Annotated in this window: 12 protein-coding genes; 8 read left to right on the top strand and 4 right to left on the bottom strand. The window is 33.0% G+C overall.

All coding sequences use genetic code 11. From position 1 onward, the window contains the following. Positions 1-687: 687 nt before the first annotated feature. From mfd to prmC, 3 genes are all read left to right on the top strand, one after another. A complete protein-coding gene (gene mfd / locus AB1630_04750) occupies positions 688-3,531 on the top strand; it encodes a transcription-repair coupling factor (protein ID MEW6103112.1) in 2,844 nt (947 codons plus the stop codon). A 187-nt stretch (positions 3,532-3,718) separates the two neighbouring features. Continuing rightward, a complete protein-coding gene (gene smc / locus AB1630_04745) occupies positions 3,719-7,063 on the top strand; it encodes a chromosome segregation protein SMC (protein ID MEW6103111.1) in 3,345 nt (1,114 codons plus the stop codon). Then, positions 7,038-7,829: a peptide chain release factor N(5)-glutamine methyltransferase gene (gene prmC, locus AB1630_04740; protein MEW6103110.1), complete on the top strand. Its 792-nt coding sequence runs from the start codon at positions 7,038-7,040 to the stop codon at positions 7,827-7,829. Before smc ends, prmC begins: the two co-directional genes overlap by 26 nt. Here the strand turns inward: prmC and rpsS are convergent. From rpsS to rplW, 3 genes are read right to left on the bottom strand one after another with little or no spacing between them, the layout of a single operon-like run. Beyond that, complete coding sequence (gene rpsS, locus AB1630_04735; protein MEW6103109.1) at positions 7,812-8,090, bottom strand: 30S ribosomal protein S19; 279 nt, start codon at positions 8,088-8,090, stop codon at positions 7,812-7,814. The two genes, prmC and rpsS, sit on opposite strands and share 18 nt — an antisense overlap. Continuing rightward, positions 8,090-8,911: a 50S ribosomal protein L2 gene (gene rplB, locus AB1630_04730; protein MEW6103108.1), complete on the bottom strand. Its 822-nt coding sequence runs from the start codon at positions 8,909-8,911 to the stop codon at positions 8,090-8,092. The genes rpsS and rplB overlap by 1 nt, the downstream gene beginning before the upstream one ends. Continuing rightward, complete coding sequence (gene rplW, locus AB1630_04725; protein ID MEW6103107.1) at positions 8,908-9,201, bottom strand: 50S ribosomal protein L23; 294 nt, start codon at positions 9,199-9,201, stop codon at positions 8,908-8,910. The genes rplB and rplW overlap by 4 nt, the downstream gene beginning before the upstream one ends. 329 nt (positions 9,202-9,530) lie before the next feature. Here rplW and dnaA point away from each other — a divergent pair, with 329 nt between their 5' ends. The 5 genes from dnaA to tsaB all read left to right on the top strand — a co-directional run bounded on the left by dnaA (position 9,531) and on the right by tsaB (position 15,387). After that, positions 9,531-10,856, top strand: a complete 1,326-nt coding sequence (gene dnaA / locus AB1630_04720; GenBank protein MEW6103106.1) for a chromosomal replication initiator protein DnaA — start codon at positions 9,531-9,533, stop codon at positions 10,854-10,856. A 123-nt stretch (positions 10,857-10,979) separates the two neighbouring features. Further along, a complete protein-coding gene (gene dnaN / locus AB1630_04715; GenBank protein MEW6103105.1) occupies positions 10,980-12,062 on the top strand; it encodes a DNA polymerase III subunit beta in 1,083 nt (360 codons plus the stop codon). A 22-nt stretch (positions 12,063-12,084) separates the two neighbouring features. After that, on the top strand, positions 12,085-14,235 hold the full coding sequence (locus AB1630_04710; GenBank protein MEW6103104.1) for a DHH family phosphoesterase: 2,151 nt from the start codon (positions 12,085-12,087) through the stop codon (positions 14,233-14,235). 31 nt (positions 14,236-14,266) lie between these two features. After that, the gene (locus AB1630_04705; protein ID MEW6103103.1) at positions 14,267-14,761 is read left to right on the top strand and encodes a type II secretion system protein; all 495 of its coding nucleotides are present in this window, start codon (positions 14,267-14,269) and stop codon (positions 14,759-14,761) included. Then, positions 14,758-15,387 carry a tRNA (adenosine(37)-N6)-threonylcarbamoyltransferase complex dimerization subunit type 1 TsaB gene (gene tsaB / locus AB1630_04700; protein MEW6103102.1) on the top strand — a complete coding sequence of 210 codons (630 nt, stop codon included), beginning with the start codon at positions 14,758-14,760 and terminating at the stop codon, positions 15,385-15,387. The genes AB1630_04705 and tsaB overlap by 4 nt, the downstream gene beginning before the upstream one ends. Before the next feature lie 233 nt (positions 15,388-15,620). Here tsaB and AB1630_04695 read toward each other — a convergent pair whose 3' ends face one another. Continuing rightward, positions 15,621-15,803: a hypothetical protein gene (locus tag AB1630_04695; GenBank protein MEW6103101.1), complete on the bottom strand. Its 183-nt coding sequence runs from the start codon at positions 15,801-15,803 to the stop codon at positions 15,621-15,623. Positions 15,804-15,912: the final 109 nt, after the last annotated feature.

Raw genomic sequence — 15,912 nt, 5'->3', positions numbered from 1 at the left:
CATTAGGAATATAGTCTATGATGATATGATTGATTACCTTTATGAAACTGTCAAAGACCGAAAGATGGTTAAGCCTTTATCTAACTTGCTGAAGGCAGCTTAAAAATTAAAAAATGGTCAACTTGAGCATAATAGAAAAGAAAATGGTTATAATGGATAAAGCCTTTCTCTGCATTATTGGGATAGGTCTATGTATAACTAAAGAAAATTACCCCCCATAAGCTCAACAGGTTAATAAAACTAGTGCAAATGAAGGTTAATTTTTTCCATGAGGTATAATTTTTGGTAATATTTTTACAATCTTACCCACCTTCTCTATAACCTTAAAACCTTATCGCTGAAAATTGGTTGAAAATATTGGATATTTCCATAGATTAAGATGCCTTATTTCTTGTTATTGTTCTAATATCCCTTGCAGGGAATCCTTGAAATCCTAAAAGGTTTGTAATATAATTTAATTGTTTTCAATAATTTATTTTTTGCACCATATTATGTGAAGAGCCTGAATATTTTTCAGCTAAATATGCTGATATTGCAAAGAAAAAGCCAATTTACACTGAACTTTGAAGGATTATTTAGATTTGTTGCCCTAACAAAGATAATGAAATATAGAAAGGCATCCAAGAGGCAGGGATAAATCTTGATTATCTAATAACTCAATATTCTGTGAAAAAGACACCTTTTAATATGGAAAATTCTCTGAAATGCCCACTTTCCTTCCTCCTTTCTTCGTTTAAAGCCCCACAAAAAGAAAATATAACAGGTATTCCCCAGAACATAAAGCCCCTTGTAATTGCAAGTCTTTTAAAAGATAAGAAAAAGGCACTAATTGTTACAAAAGATTCACTTGCAGAGAGGCTAAAAATGGATATTTCGTATTTTATTCCTGATACATATCTTTTTCTTCCTGAGGATGAAACAGCTGAAGCAATTTCTGATGCAAGGGAAATCCTTAAAAGATTAAAGGAGAAAAAAAGGACAATTCTTATAATGGGTGTCCAATCTATCTTAAAGCCTGTTTCTTCCATAGATGCTTTAGACAAGGAAGAAATTTATTTATCCCTTTCCGAAGAAATAGGTTTTACAAAGACAATAGATGCTTTAAATAAAATTGGCTATACAAGGATAAAAAGGTGTGAGGAAAAGGGAGAAATTGCCATAAGGGGCGGAATATTAGATATATGGCCTATAAACTATGATTATCCCTTAAGGATAGAATTTGATGGAGATAAAATTTTCTCCTTAAGGCTTTTTGACCCCATATCACAGATTTCATTTAAAAATAAGGATAAAGCCATTATATCCCCCTGTTTTTCGGAAAGATTAGGCTCTATATTTGATTATCTTGAGAATAATTTAATAGCCCTTGATGAAGAAGATGCTTTAAAAGAAGACGTAGAAAATGAGGGTTTTTTATGGGAAGATATAAGAAAAAGGATAAAAAACCCATATTCCTTAACCTCTTTTGGAGAAGCCCAATTTAAAATTTCACAACCTCCATCTTTTAATTCAATAGAGCAATTCATTTCATCTGTAAAATCTTGGGGCAAAGAGGGAAAAAGAATAATTATTTGTTGTGGCTATCAGGGACAAACCGAAAGAATGAAAGATTTGCTTATGGAGTCTGGAGTCGGGAGTCTAGGATCTAGGATCAGTGTTGTTATTGCTCCCATATCAGCCGGTTTTTCCTTTGATAGAACAATTGTCCTTACACACAATGAGATATTTGGAAAGCCACAATTTATCCCAAGAAAAATTAGAAGGATAAACCCAATTTCTTCCATTTCAGAGCTTAAAATAGGAAATTACGCTGTTCACATAAACTATGGAATTGGAAGGTATTTGGGTATAAAAAGCCTTAATTCCTGTGGAAGAATAAGGGATTTTATCCTGCTTGAATACAAGGATAATGATAAATTATATATCCCTTGTGAGAGGATAGACCTTGTTGAGAAATACATCGGACCTTCTAATCCTGTAATAAACAGGCTTGGCGATGGAATATGGGAAAGGACAAAGAAGAAGGTTTCTGAAGATGCTTTGGAATATGCAAAAAAGCTCCTTTCTATCTATGCAGAGAGAAAAGCATTTTTAGGACATAGGTTTTCTTGTGATACGCTTTGGCAAAACCAGCTTGAGACAGGGTTTATACACCAAGAAACGCCAGACCAGATAAAGGCAATAAAGGAAATAAAGGAAGATATGGAAAGCAATAAGCCTATGGATAGGCTTCTTGTTGGTGATGTGGGATTTGGGAAAACAGAAATTGCTTTAAGGACAGGATTTAAGGCTGTAATGGATGGATTTCAGGTTGCAATATTAGCCCCAACAACAATCCTTGCTCATCAGCATTACAATACATTTTGTCAAAGGCTAGAAGGATTTCCCATAAATATAGGGCTTCTTTCAAGGTTTAAAAAGAAAAGTGAAAAAGAAATAATAGAAGGATTAAAGAATGGCTCTATAGATATTGTCATTGGAACACATAGGCTAATTCAAAAGGATATATCATTCAAGAACCTTGGGCTTTTGATAATTGATGAGGAACAAAGATTTGGTGTAGTACAAAAGGAAAAACTAAAGGAATTTAAAAAGAACATTGATTGCCTATATATTTCTGCAACGCCCATTCCAAGGACATTGTATTTTGGCATATCAAATATTATCCCTGTAAGCATAATAAATACACCACCCATTGGAAGGCAGGAGATTATAACCCATATAGAAAAGTTTAGCCCAGAGGTTATAGAAAGGGCAATATTAAAAGAGGTAGAAAGGGGTGGTCAGGTATTTTTTGTCCACAATTCTATTGAAACAATAGAAGAAATGGCAGATTACATAAAAGCCCTTATCCCAAAAATAGAAATTGGCATAGCGCATGGAAGGCTTAAGGAGAAAGACCTTGAGGAAACAATGATACAATTCCTTGATAGAAAAATTAACATCCTTCTTTCAACATCCATAATAGCATCTGGCTTGGACATTCCATCTGCAAATACAATAATAATAAACAATGCACAGGAATTTGGTCTTGCTGATATATACCAGTTAAGGGGAAGGGTTGGAAGAAGGAACGAAAGGGCATATTGCTATCTTTTATATCCTAATAAAAAGCTAAAAGAAAAAGAAAAACAAAGATTACTTGCCATTCAGAAATTCTTTTCTTTGGGTTCTTCCCTTTCCCTTGCCCTATCAGACCTTGAGATAAGAGGTGCTGGGAATATATTGGGAAAGGAGCAAAGTGGAAATATCCAATCTGTTGGCCTTTCCCTTTACACAAGGCTTCTCTCTGAGGCTGTAGCTAAAATAAAGGGAATAAAGACAAGCGAAAAGGTTATAACCCCTATTGATATTCCAGAAAACGCCTTTATTCCAGAGGATTATATTCCTGATGAAGCCGAAAGATTTAACATTTACAAAAGGCTTTCCTCTGGTTATTCAAAAGATAAGCTAAAGGATGAGATAAAAGATAGATTTGGAAAAATCCCAGAGCCTACATTGAGGCTTTTGGAAAAAACCCGCTCTTTCTGATAGGACACAAGCAACATATTGCCTTTTTTAGAATTTTATGTAACTATTTACCCTGCAAGAAAAACAGGTCAATAGAGAAAAAGTGGCCACTAATCACTGACTTGTTATGAATAGTAACAATGATTTTTGAGTTTGATATTTATTTTTGACTTTTGACTTTTGACTTTTAACTTTTTATAATACCCCTATGTTTTTCTCTTCTCTTGAGCTTATAGGGTTTAAGTCATTTAAAAGGGAGAAATTTACCTTTGATAGACCTTTGACACTCTTTGTTGGACCAAATGGTTGCGGAAAGAGCAATATTTGTGATGCTATAAGGTGGGTATTGGGTGAGCAAAATCCCCATCTTCTTAGGGCAAAATCTATGCCAGACCTTATCTTTCACGGCGGAGAGAAAGAAAAACCAACAAGCATGGCAGAGGTTTCTATTTTATTAGATAATAGCAACAACCTCCTTAAAGCCCCTTTTTCTGATGTAAAGATTACAAGAAGGGTATTTCCTCAAGGAGAATCTGTATATATGCTCAATCAAAAACCCTGTAGACTCAAGGATATAAATGAATTGTTATTAGATACAGGCCTTTCCCAGGATGGCTATTTCTTAATGACACAGGAAAAAATAGAGCTACTACTAAAAAGCCCTGATGAAAGATTGGGTCTTTTTGAAGAGGCATCAGCAATTGCAGGCTATAGGGTAAAAAAGGAAGAGGTATTGGGAAATTTAAGAAAAACATTAGAGAATATTACAAGGCTAAGCGATATTATGGCAGAGCTTAAAAGGCAGGGAGATGGTTTAAAATACCAGGCGTCAAAGGCAAAGAGGTATAAGAGGCTAAAGGATGAGCTTAATATTTATAAATATCATACCCTATTGGAGGAATATAACAGAAAAAAAGAAGAATTGGCCTTAAAGGAGAAGGAAGAGAGAGAAATAGACAATGAAATTATAAAAAATGAGGGTATATTAAAGAAAAAAAGGGAAAAATTTACAACCCTCGTAAGCGGATTAAAGGAAAAAGATAATATGCTTTTTAAAATAAGGGAAAAGAAGGAGGGGTTAAGGGAGGAAATAGTAAGAAAAGAAGAAAGACTTATCTTTCTTTCGCAGATAATCTCCAGCCTCAAAGAAAAAGGGGTATTTCTTTTAACAAAAGAAAAAAATTTAAAAAATGAGCTTTCCAACATTAAGGCTGAAAGAGGGGCTATTGGTTTATTAGAAGAAAATTTAGAAATAAAAGAAAAAATAAAAAAGATGCAAGAAATTGAGGAGGAAATAAAAAATGAGCTTATTGATAACTTAAGCAGAAAGGCAGGGATAAAGGGAAAAAGGGAGGAGGGAGAAAGGGAAATTGGAAATATCAAAAATAGAACAAAAAGGCTAAAGGAGGAGGGAGAGAGGCTGGATAAGGAAAGGCTGGAAATAGTTTTAAAGAAGAAGGAGCTATCAGAACAAATACAAAGCATTAAGGAAAAAATAGAGGGGGAAAGAAAGAATTTTAATAATCTTAAAGAAAGAGAAAATGATATTTTAGAGCAAGGGGCAAAGACAAATAAAATGATTAATGAGATGAAAGAAGAAGAGACATCTTGCAAGCATAAGATTTCTTCTATCTCAAGCCTTCCCCTTGAAAAAAAGGCAGTAGAAAGGCTTATAAGGGATGGGATTGTCAAAGAAGCATCTATTCTGGAGAAAATGATAGAGGCAAAGGATGAATTTGCAAAGGCAATAGATGGATTTTTGGCTGATAGGCTTTGGTCCATAGTAGCAAAAGAGGATGAGATAAAATGGCTAATCTCCCATGCAAAGAAACTTAATCTAGGAAGGATATTTATTGTCTTAAAAGAAGGCAAAAAAATAAAAGAAAAAGAGCCTCCTTTGTCTTCTTCTGTAATTGGAAGAACCTCTGACCTTATTAAGGTAAAGGATGAAGGCATAAATTGGCTATTCTCCAATCTTTTGATTGTAAAGGATATTGAAACAGCCTTAAGGTTTTCTTCTCTTGGATGGAAAACGGTTACAATTGATGGCACAAGGGTAGAAAATGGAATAATTGAGATAGGTGACGAGATGGGCTTATTATCAAGGAAAAAAGAGCTAAATTCTTTAAAAAGGCGTTTAATTGAGCTAGAAGAAGGGTTAAAAGAATTAGAGAAAAAAAGAGAGAAAGAGGAAAAAGAAAAAATGGCTATTATTAAAGAATTGGAAAATAGCGAGAAATTGCTTTTAAAAGATGAGGATTGCCTTAAAAGGTTATTGCAAGAGGAGGAAGGAAAAAAGAGGGATGAAGATGCCCTGTCCTTAAAAATACAAAGATTAAAGGACGAGGCTCTTTTCTTTAAAGAGAGGGAGGATGAGCTATATAAAGAAATAGCATCTCTTGTCATCGAAGAAGAAAATAAAAATGTAAAATTGCTAGAGGAAAGGCTAAATGAAATAAAGGCAGAGCTAAAAGACTTGATGGATAGAGAGAGAAAAATGGAATTACAAAGGGATAAACTAACCATTCTTTTGGAAAGGGAAAAGAAACAGAAAGCAGAAATTGAAGGAATATCTTATGAAAAAGAAACCATTATAAAAGAGGTAAAGGAAAAAGAAAAAGAGCAAAACCTTATTGAAAAGGGGTTGCAGGAAGATAAAAAAGCCCTTTCTTTGATTCTTGATAACGAAGCAGGCATTGAAAAGACAAAATCACAAGCATCATCTTTTATCTTAGAAGAAGAAAAAAACATTTTGCAACTAGAAGAAAGGGTTAATAGCATTTATAGAATAAGGGAGGAGCATAATAAAGAAATAAAAGATATTTTTGTTTCTGTCTCCCTTCTTAATGAAAGGATAAATTCCATTGTCTCTGAATATGGAGAAAAAATAAAAAGCACAACAAACAGCCTTGACAAACAAAGGGCAGAGAAAATAGAAAAAGAGCTTATTCGTTATTGTGATGTAAATCTTTCATCTGCTTCTGAGTATGATAAAATAAAGGAGAGGCTTTATTTTTATGAACAAGAGCTTTCTGACCTAAATAAGGCAAAGGATGACCTCTATTGTCTTATAGATGACCTTGACAAAAAGGCAAAAGAGGTCTTTGGTGAGACATTTAAAAAGGCAAATGATAATTTTTCATCTATTTTTTTAAAGATATTTGGCAAAGGAGGTGCAGAAATTGTTATGAACAATGGAAAGATAGATATAGAAATAGCGCTACACGGAAAGAAGAAAAAGGGGCTTCTTTTGTTATCTTCTGGAGAAAAAACATTGCTTGCCATTGTTTTTTTGTTCTCCCTATTTATGGTAAAACCAGCACCATTTTGCTTTCTTGATGAGGCTGATGCCTCTTTGGATGAGGCAAATATTAAGAGGTTTGTAAGCCTTATTAAGCTGTTCTCAAATGATACCCAATTCCTTATAATAACCCATAATAAAAGGACAATAGAAATAGCTGACACAATCTATGGGATAACAATGGAGACACCAGGTGTTTCAAAAGCCCTCTCTATGAGGCTTAAGAATGAAGATACAAGAGGCTCTGCTTAAAGGAAGGCTTGCCCTCAATAGCCTTGAGCCAGAAATTCTCCTTTCTTCTATTCTAAAAAAAGAAATAATTGAGCTGTATAAAAACCCAAATTATGAGCTAAAAGAAGATGAGGTCTCTTGCTTTGAGAAATTGGTTTTGGAAAGAAAAAGGGGGGTTCCCTTGGAATATTTAACAGGTATGACAGAATTTATGGGTTTTTTATTTAAGATAACAGATGATGTTTTAATCCCAAGGAAAGAAACAGAGATATTAGTAGAGGAAGCAATAAAAGAGGCAGAAAAGATAAAAAATCCAAGAATAATTGATATAGGATGTGGCTCTGGTGCAATTGCCATATCTATAAAAAAATTTCTTCCAGGCTCTTATGTCCTTGCAACGGATATATCAGAAAAAGCCCTCCTTGTTTCCAAAATGAATGCAAAGATGCACAATATTTTTCTATATTTTGTATGTGCCTACCTTTTAAGTGCAATAAAGGGAAAATTTGATATTATTGTCTCTAATCCACCATATGTAGAGACAAACCTTGTTTTAAAATATGAGCCAAAAATAGCCCTTGACGGAGGACATTCTGGATTGGATTTTTATCCAGGGATATTTAAGGAAGCAGGCAATTTACTTGCTAAAGATGGGCTTTTAATCCTTGAAATTGGACAGGGAAAGAAGGAAGCTGTTTTAGAGATAGCAAAAAATCATAATTTTTCCCTTAAAAGAATTATCAATGATTATTCTGATATAGAAAGGGTATTATGTTTTTGCTATTGAACGCTTGGTATGTTCGCCGTGGCCACGAAATGTTCTTGTCGGAGAGAATTCGCCAAGCTTATGGCCAACCATATTCTCTGTGATATAGATAGGCAAAAATTTCTTTCCATTGTGGACTAAAAATGTATAGCCTACAAAATCAGGGGGTATAACTGAGCTTCTTGCCCATGTTTTAATAGGCTTTTTATCAGCCCCCATCTTTTTAATCTTCTCAAGCAATTTTTCATAAATATATGGACCCTTTTTTACCGACCTGCTCATTACTTCCTCCTTTTGATGATAAACTTATTAGATTCCTTGTCTTTCCTTCTTGTCTTTTTCCCTTTTGTTGGCTTTCCCCAAGGGCTTACAGGATGCCTGCCACCCGATGTCTTTCCCTCTCCTCCACCCAATGGATGGTCATGTGGATTCATAGCCACACCCCTTGTTTGAGGTCTTCTCCCCATATATCTTTTTCTTCCGGCTTTTCCAAAAGAAACATTTTCCCAATCAAAGTTTCCAACCCTTCCTATAACTGCCCTACAATTAAGGCTAATTTTCCTTATCTCGCCTGATGGAAGCTTGATATGACCATAATCTCCCTCTTTTGCTACAAGCTGGGCTGATGCACCTGCTCCCCTTGCAATCTGAGCCCCCTTTCCAGGTTTTAGCTCAATATTATGAATCTCTGTCCCAATCAGGATATTTTTAAGCGTCATAGCATTTCCTACATTTTGTTTTACCTCATCATTTGAGGATATAACCTCATCACCAACAGAAAGTCCATATGGAGCCACAATATACCTCTTTTCGCCATCCTCATATTTTATAAGGCCAATATTAGACGATCTGTTTGGATCGTATTCAATTGCTAGAACAAAACCCTTTATTCCAATTTTATCCCTTTTAAAATCAATTATCCTTAATCTCCTTTTTACACCGCCGCCCCTATGGCGAGATGTTATCCTTCCAAGATTATTCCTTCCGCCCGAGCTTTTCCACTTGGCAAGAAGGGATTTTTCTGGTTTTTTCTTTGTTGTTTCTTTTATAAGAACAGACATTCCCCTTCTTGCTGGCGTTGTTGGATTATATTTTTTTATCATACCCCTTCAAATATTCCAATAGATTGTCCTTTAACAAGGGTTACAATTGCCTTTTTTGTATCAGGCTTTTTGCCTATAATTCTTCCCCTTGTTCTTTTCTTTCCCTTATTTATCATTGTATTTACATCAGAGACCTTCACATTGAATGCCTTCTCTATTGCATTCTTTATCTCAATCTTATTAGCTAATGGATTAACGCGAAAAATATACTTGCCCTCTTTACGAAGATAATATGATTTCTCCGTTAATATTGGCTCTAAAACAATTCTATGAGCTAAAAAATCATCCATTTTACCAAAATTATACCAATATCAATCTGCCATTGTCAAGCAAATAGCAATTTACTTACTTTCTTAATAAAAATCCTTGACCTTCTCTTAAATAAAATAATAAGATATTGTTATAAAATGGTTTTTTAACAGCCCCCTTTGAAATTTAAGGGTTTTCTAATGGTAATGTTTTATAATTTCTTTTATTTCAATGGATTAAGAGTTATTCACAGGGTTAATAACCTGTGGATAAAAAAGGGGGCTGAAAAAACAAGGGGGTATTTTTTAAAATAAAAAGTAAGTTCTTTATTTTAAAGAGAATATAAAAACCTGTTAATAACTTGTGTAAAATGGAAAGAGGGTTTTGGGAAGAGGCACTAAACATCCTTAAAAAGGATATTCCAGAGGAGAAATTTGAGCTTTGGCTTAAACCAATAAAACCCATTGCGATAATTGACAATAAATTTAAAATTGGAATTCCTAATAAATATTTTAAGGATCAGCTTGAGGGGTGTTATAAAGATGCTTTGGAAAAAACCCTCTCTGGCCTTATAAACAACCCTATCTCTCTTGATTATGTTGTTGATAAATCTATCAAGGATACATTTATTAAAAAAATAGATAATATAAAAAGCAAGCTTACGCCTGTGTTTCCTATAACCCTAAATCCAAAATATACATTTAAATCCTTTGTTATTGGAGAAAATAATAGATTTGCACATGCAGCATCCTGGGCTGTTGCTGAAAAACCAGGACATGCCTATAATCCTTTGTTTATCTATGGTGGTGTTGGTTTAGGAAAAACCCATCTTATGCAGGCAATTGGAAGCCATATATTTTCAAAAAATTCTCAATTAAAAATAATATATGTATCAACAGAGCAATTTACAAATGAGTTTGTTGACTCTATACAATTTAATCAACCCTTAAAATTTAAAGAAAAATATAGAAATATAAATGTCCTTCTTATTGATGATATTCAATTTTTACAAGGAAAAGAGCAAACGCAGGATGAATTTTTTCACACATTTAACACCCTTTATGAATCTGGAAGGCAGATGGTTTTAACCTCTGATAGACCACCAAAGGATATTCCAACTATTGAAGAAAGGTTAAAGTCAAGGTTTGAAAGTGGTTTGATGACAGACATTCAGCCACCAAACCTAGAGACAAGAATAGCAATTTTAAAAAAGATAATGGAGAATGAAAATATAAAAATAGAGGATGATGTCCTTCATTTTATAGCAAGTAAGATAAAAACAAATATTAGGGAATTAGAGGGTGTAATGATTAGGGTAATTGCCCGCTCTATATTAGAAGAAAAAAAAATTACCCCTGAAATTATTGAGGGAATATTAAAAGATATGGTTTCTAAAAAGGATGATTTAAGTATCTCTATATCAACAATACAGAAAAAAATAGCAAAATATTTTAATATAAAAATTGAAGATATAAAAGCAAAAAATAGAAGCTTATCAAATATCCTTCCAAGGCATATAGCTATGTATCTTTGTAAAAAATTAACAAATTTCTCCCTTCCTGAAATTGGAAGGGAATTTGGAGGAAAAGACCATACAACCGTCCTTTATGCTTGTAATAAAATAGAAAAAAGGCTTCAATACGATAAAGACCTAAAAATAACAATAGATAATTTATCAACAGGTATATCTGAATAACTTTTGGATAAAATATATAGTTAAAAGTTATTATTTTTTATTAACAAATAGCTGTTAATAATAAATATCTTAAATATAAAATAAAAGTAGACTTATTAAGATTTTCACATTATTATTATTATTATGAAAATAATTTCTAAAAAAGAATTATTATTAGATCAATTTCAAAAAACTTTAGTTTCTAATATTAAATCTCCTATACCTATATTAAATAATATCTTCTTTGAAGCAAAAAATGGATATTTAACAACAATTTCAACTGATTTAAATATATCTATAAGATATAAACAAAAAATAGATATAGAAAAGGAGGGTTTAATTCTCTTACCAGGAAAAAAACTTACAGAAATTATAAATAATTTAGAGGATGATATAATAATAGAGATAGATAATTTAAAGACAAAAATAAGCTCTAAAAACTCTATATTTCATCTTATGGGAATATCACCTGAAGAATTTCCAATCTTTCCAGAAATTAAATGGGATATAGAATTTAAAATTTCTTCAAATATTTTATTAGAAATGATAAGAATGGTTATATTTTCAGCCTCACAAGATGAAACACTTATCCCTTTTTGTGGAATATATTTAGAATTAGAGGATAATAAAATAAAAATGGTAACAAGTGATAAATTTAGGTTAAGTGTTGTAGTAGATAATTTAGAAACAAAAAATAATATAAATCTTATAATTCCTATAAAAAGCGTTTATGAGATAATAAAGGTATTAAGGGGTATTGAGAAAGATATAAAGGTTTATATATCTGAAAAGGAAATAGGGGTAGAAACAGAAAATATATTATTTATATCAAGGCAATTAGAGGGAAAATTTCCAGATTATAATAAAATTATTCCTAAAGAGCCATTAAGGGAAATTGAATTAGATAGGGATATATTTAATTCTGTTTTAAAAAGGGTTTCTCTTATAACACAAGAGGGAGATAATTCTTCAAGATTTATTGTAGAAAAAAATAAACTTTCTATTACAGCAGAGAGTAGTTTAGGTGATGTAGTTGAGGAGATAGAGATAGATTATAAAGGTGATGAATTTAATATTTTATTTAATCCAAAATATATCCTTGATATATTAAGAAATATTTCTAGTAATAAAATTATATTTGCTATTTCTAATAATATAGATAAAGGAATTATTAAAATAAAAGATAACCCTAATATTATTTATATTATTATGCCGGTGAGGGAGTAAAAAAAACTCAAAACTCAAAATTGTGGATGTTATCACTACCCATACAAATGCAGATTTTGATGCTATTGCTTCTATTGTTGCCGCAGGTAAGATTTATCCATCTGCAAAAAAGGTTTTATCGGGTTCTGTAGAGGGTGTTGTAAAAGGGTTTCTTTTTCAAAATCCCCAAGATATTTTAAGGTCAAGGCAGATAAGGTTAAATGATATAAAAAGGCTTATCCTTGTTGATACAAGAGAAAAAAAAAGAATTGGAAAATTTTCACAAATTAAAAATATCCCAATTTATATCTATGACCATCACCCAAATCAACCAGATGATATATCAGGGGATAGGGTAATAGTAAAAGAATATGGTGCAACAATTACCATACTTTTAGAATATTTAAAGAAAAAGAAGATAAAAATAACAAAGGAGGAGGCATCTTTATTTTGCCTTGGGATATATGAAGATACAGGCTCTTTAACATTTCCAACAACAAAAAAAGAGGATATATCTTCTGTTTTATGGCTTCTTGATAAGGGTGCAGACCTTTCTCTTGTTTCATCATATTTAAATATAGGCCCAAATAGAGATGAAATTATCCTTCTTTCAAAGCTAATTACATCCACAAGGGTTTATAAGATAAACAATATTGACATTGCATTTTCCTTTGTAAAAATAGATAAATATATTGGCGATTTAGCTATTCTTGCCCACAGGATGATGGATATAGGCGGATTTTCTTCTCTTTTTCTCCTTGTTAAGAAAGAAGGTCATATTCACATCATTGCAAGGTCAAGAATAAAGGATGTGGATGTCGGTGCTATTCTTTCTGATTTTGGTGGAGGCGGTCATCCTGAGGCGGGTTCAACAACCATAAAAGCCCTGCCTATTTTAAAACTAAAAAAGATGCTTGTCTCAAGGATAAAGAGAAACAAAAGGAACCTTTTATTTTTAATGGAGGCAAAAACCCCTTTATTACTTAAAGATTTTATAGATGAGGCATCTAAATTGGCAGACGAAATGAGGGTTTTCTGCTATATTGTTGGTGGGTTTGTAAGGGATTTAATTATGGGAAGAGCTTCAAAAAGCCTTGATATTTTAATTGTGGGCGATGGAATATTATTTGCAAAAAATTTAAGCGAAAGGCTATCCCTTAATTGTATTTTTCACCACAGGTTCAAAACAGCCCAAATTTTAAAAAACGGAATAAAGATAGACATTGCCACATCTCGCTCTGAGGTCTATAGGCATCCTGGGGCCCTTCCTCTTGTGAAGGAGGCATCTTTAAAGAAAGATTTAAGGCGCCGGGATTTTACAATGAATACATTAGCAATTTTTTTAAATAACAGGGGAAAAGGAAACCTTGTAGATGTTTATGGAGGGTGTGATGATATTAGGAATAAGAGAATAAAAATCCTCCACAAAAAAAGCTTTATTGATGATCCAACGAGGATATTAAGGGCTGTAAGGTTTGAATCAAGACTAGGTTTTAAAATGGATAAAGAAACAGAGAGAGAGGCGTTTAATGCTATAAAGGAGGGCTATCTATTACATATAAGCAAACCCAGAATAAGAAATGAGCTTTGGCTTATTTTGTCTGACGAAAGACCTCAAAAGGCTTTTTTGCGTCTTTCTAAATTAGGCGCTTTAAGCTATATTCATCAAGGCTTAAATATAAATAAAAATGGATTTTTAAGAGCTAGCGAATCCTTGCTTCAGGCATCCATACTTGAGGATGAAATAGATATAGCCTTTCTTCATCTCCTTGTTCTTGTAGATAGCCTTACTAGCAAAGATGCAGAAAGATTTCTTTTTAGATTAAGGTTTTCTTCTAGGGTGCGAAAGGATGTTTTAAGGATAAAGGAGGACAAGGAGATTGTTTCGTTCTTAAGGAAGAAAAATCTTAAAAACAGCACAATTTATGAGAGGTTAAATAAGATGCCAATAGAGGGTTTGGTCTTTATAATGTCAAAGACAAGGAGTATCATTGTAAAGAAAAGGATATTCTTGTTCTTGACTGTGCTTAGAAAAATCTCGCCCCATCTTACAGGAGATTACCTAAAAAAGAGGGGAATTAAGCCTGGCCCTATATATAAAAAGATATTAAAGGAACTCTTTTATCTTAAGTTGGATGGGAAGATAAAGACAAAGGAGGATGAGGTAAAATTTCTGTCAACAATAAAATCTTGACGAACAATAAATTTTGTTTTATAATTTAAATATGAAGAAAGGTTTTACTTTAGTTGAGCTTTTAATTGCCATTGTAATTATTGGAGTTCTTCTTGGAATAGTTATTCCAAAGATTACAGAGACAATTGATAGGTCAAGGGAGACATCAACGCTGGGAAATCTTGGAAATCTGAAAACAGCAATTGCTACATATTTTGGACACAATGAAGAATGGCCAAGGGGGGATATAGCAGGACATAGTGATGGAGATCTTGATCCTCCTGGTCGGCTAGATGGAAATGATTTTGTAGCAGCCCTTGTTCCTGACTATATAGATAAAATCCCTCCTTGCATGTTAAGAAGGGGTATTGCCAATAACCATTCTACAATGACTTATACAAACGAGATATATCCACCAGAATATCTTGAAGACCATAGAAACATTACCAATGACGGTGGATGGTGGTATCATGTTGGAAGCCATACATTAAGAATAAATTCTTTAGAGAGGGATACAGTTGGTGTATTTTATTCCGACTATGAATGAAGGCATTAGGGATAGAGACATCAACCTCAACAGGAAGCCTTGCCATTGTGAATGAAAAAAATATTATTGCATCCTCTATATTTTCTTCAAATGTTTTAAAATATGGAGAATGGCTTGGTTTAGAGACAAAACACCTTCTTTCTTCTTCAAATACACCCATTTCTGAAATAGGGCTTATTGCTGTTTCATCCGGACCAGGCTCATTTACAGGCTTAAGGACAGGAATGGCATTTGGATATGGGATGGCAAAGGGTCTTAATATTCCCATTGTCTCTGTTGCTACCCTTGATGGCTTATCCTTTCATTTCGTTGAGGATGAAAGGCAAATTTGTCCTGTAATAGATGCAAGGAGAAAAAGGGTTTATATAGCCCTATATAAGAAAAAGAGAAGAATTTCCGATTACATAACCTGCAATATAGATGACCTCTTTCCTTTAATAAAAGAGGAGACAGTTTTTTTGGGTAATGGCTCTTTGCTTTATAAAGAGCTAATAAGGGAGAACCTTGGGAGCTTTGCCCAATTTGGCCTTTTTTTTAAAAATATACCCTTCTCGGCAAACATTGCATTTCTTGGGATTGAATACTTTAAAAAGGGGGAAACAAGTGATAGCTGTATCTATCCATAAATATACTAAACATCAATTGAATTTCAAGAATTCTATGTGTATGAAAAAAAATTCTAAATCCTAAGGTTATAACCAATTTTCAGCGATAAGGTTTTAAGGTTATAGGGAAGGTGGGTAAGATTGTAAAAATATTACCAAAAATTATACCTTATGGAAAAATTAACCTTCATTTGCACTGGTTTTATTAACCTGTTGAGCTTATGATGGGTAATTTTCTTTAGTTATACCCAACTTCACGGAAGCCTTGTGTCTACCCCTGATTTTTCAAGGGAGAAATTTTCATTATATACTACATAGCTTCCTATCCCTTGTAAATTCCCATTTTCCGCTACCCTACCATAGGAATTGACTACTTCAAAAAATTTATTATGTTTTGGCTCTAAAAAGCCGATATATATAATACTCAAGTTGACCATTTTTTAATTTTTAAGCTGCCTTCAGCAAGTTAGATAAAGGCTTAACCATCTTTCGGTCTTTGACAGTTTCATAAAGGTAATCAATCATATCATCATAGACTATATTCCT

This window comes from bacterium (assembly GCA_040753555.1).
Classification (GTDB): Bacteria; UBA9089; UBA9088; order UBA9088; family UBA9088; genus JBFLYE01.
Note: the sequence above shows the minus strand (reverse complement) of the source record. Positions and strands in the feature narration are given on the sequence as shown.

Excerpts from the sequence above, each read along its gene's own strand:
- rpsS (MEW6103109.1), bottom strand. The coding sequence starts at position 8,090 with ATGAGCAGGTCGGTAAAAAAGGGTCCATATATTTATGAAAAATTGCTT.
- dnaA (MEW6103106.1), top strand. The coding sequence starts at position 9,531 with ATGGAAAGAGGGTTTTGGGAAGAGGCACTAAACATCCTTAAAAAGGAT.
- AB1630_04695 (MEW6103101.1), bottom strand. The coding sequence starts at position 15,803 with ATGGTCAACTTGAGTATTATATATATCGGCTTTTTAGAGCCAAAACAT.
- rplB (MEW6103108.1), bottom strand. The coding sequence starts at position 8,911 with ATGATAAAAAAATATAATCCAACAACGCCAGCAAGAAGGGGAATGTCT.
- smc (MEW6103111.1), top strand. The coding sequence starts at position 3,719 with ATGTTTTTCTCTTCTCTTGAGCTTATAGGGTTTAAGTCATTTAAAAGG.
- dnaN (MEW6103105.1), top strand. The coding sequence starts at position 10,980 with ATGAAAATAATTTCTAAAAAAGAATTATTATTAGATCAATTTCAAAAA.
- rplW (MEW6103107.1), bottom strand. The coding sequence starts at position 9,201 with ATGGATGATTTTTTAGCTCATAGAATTGTTTTAGAGCCAATATTAACG.
- prmC (MEW6103110.1), top strand. The coding sequence starts at position 7,038 with ATGAAGATACAAGAGGCTCTGCTTAAAGGAAGGCTTGCCCTCAATAGC.
- mfd (MEW6103112.1), top strand. The coding sequence starts at position 688 with ATGGAAAATTCTCTGAAATGCCCACTTTCCTTCCTCCTTTCTTCGTTT.
- tsaB (MEW6103102.1), top strand. The coding sequence starts at position 14,758 with ATGAAGGCATTAGGGATAGAGACATCAACCTCAACAGGAAGCCTTGCC.
- AB1630_04705 (MEW6103103.1), top strand. The coding sequence starts at position 14,267 with ATGAAGAAAGGTTTTACTTTAGTTGAGCTTTTAATTGCCATTGTAATT.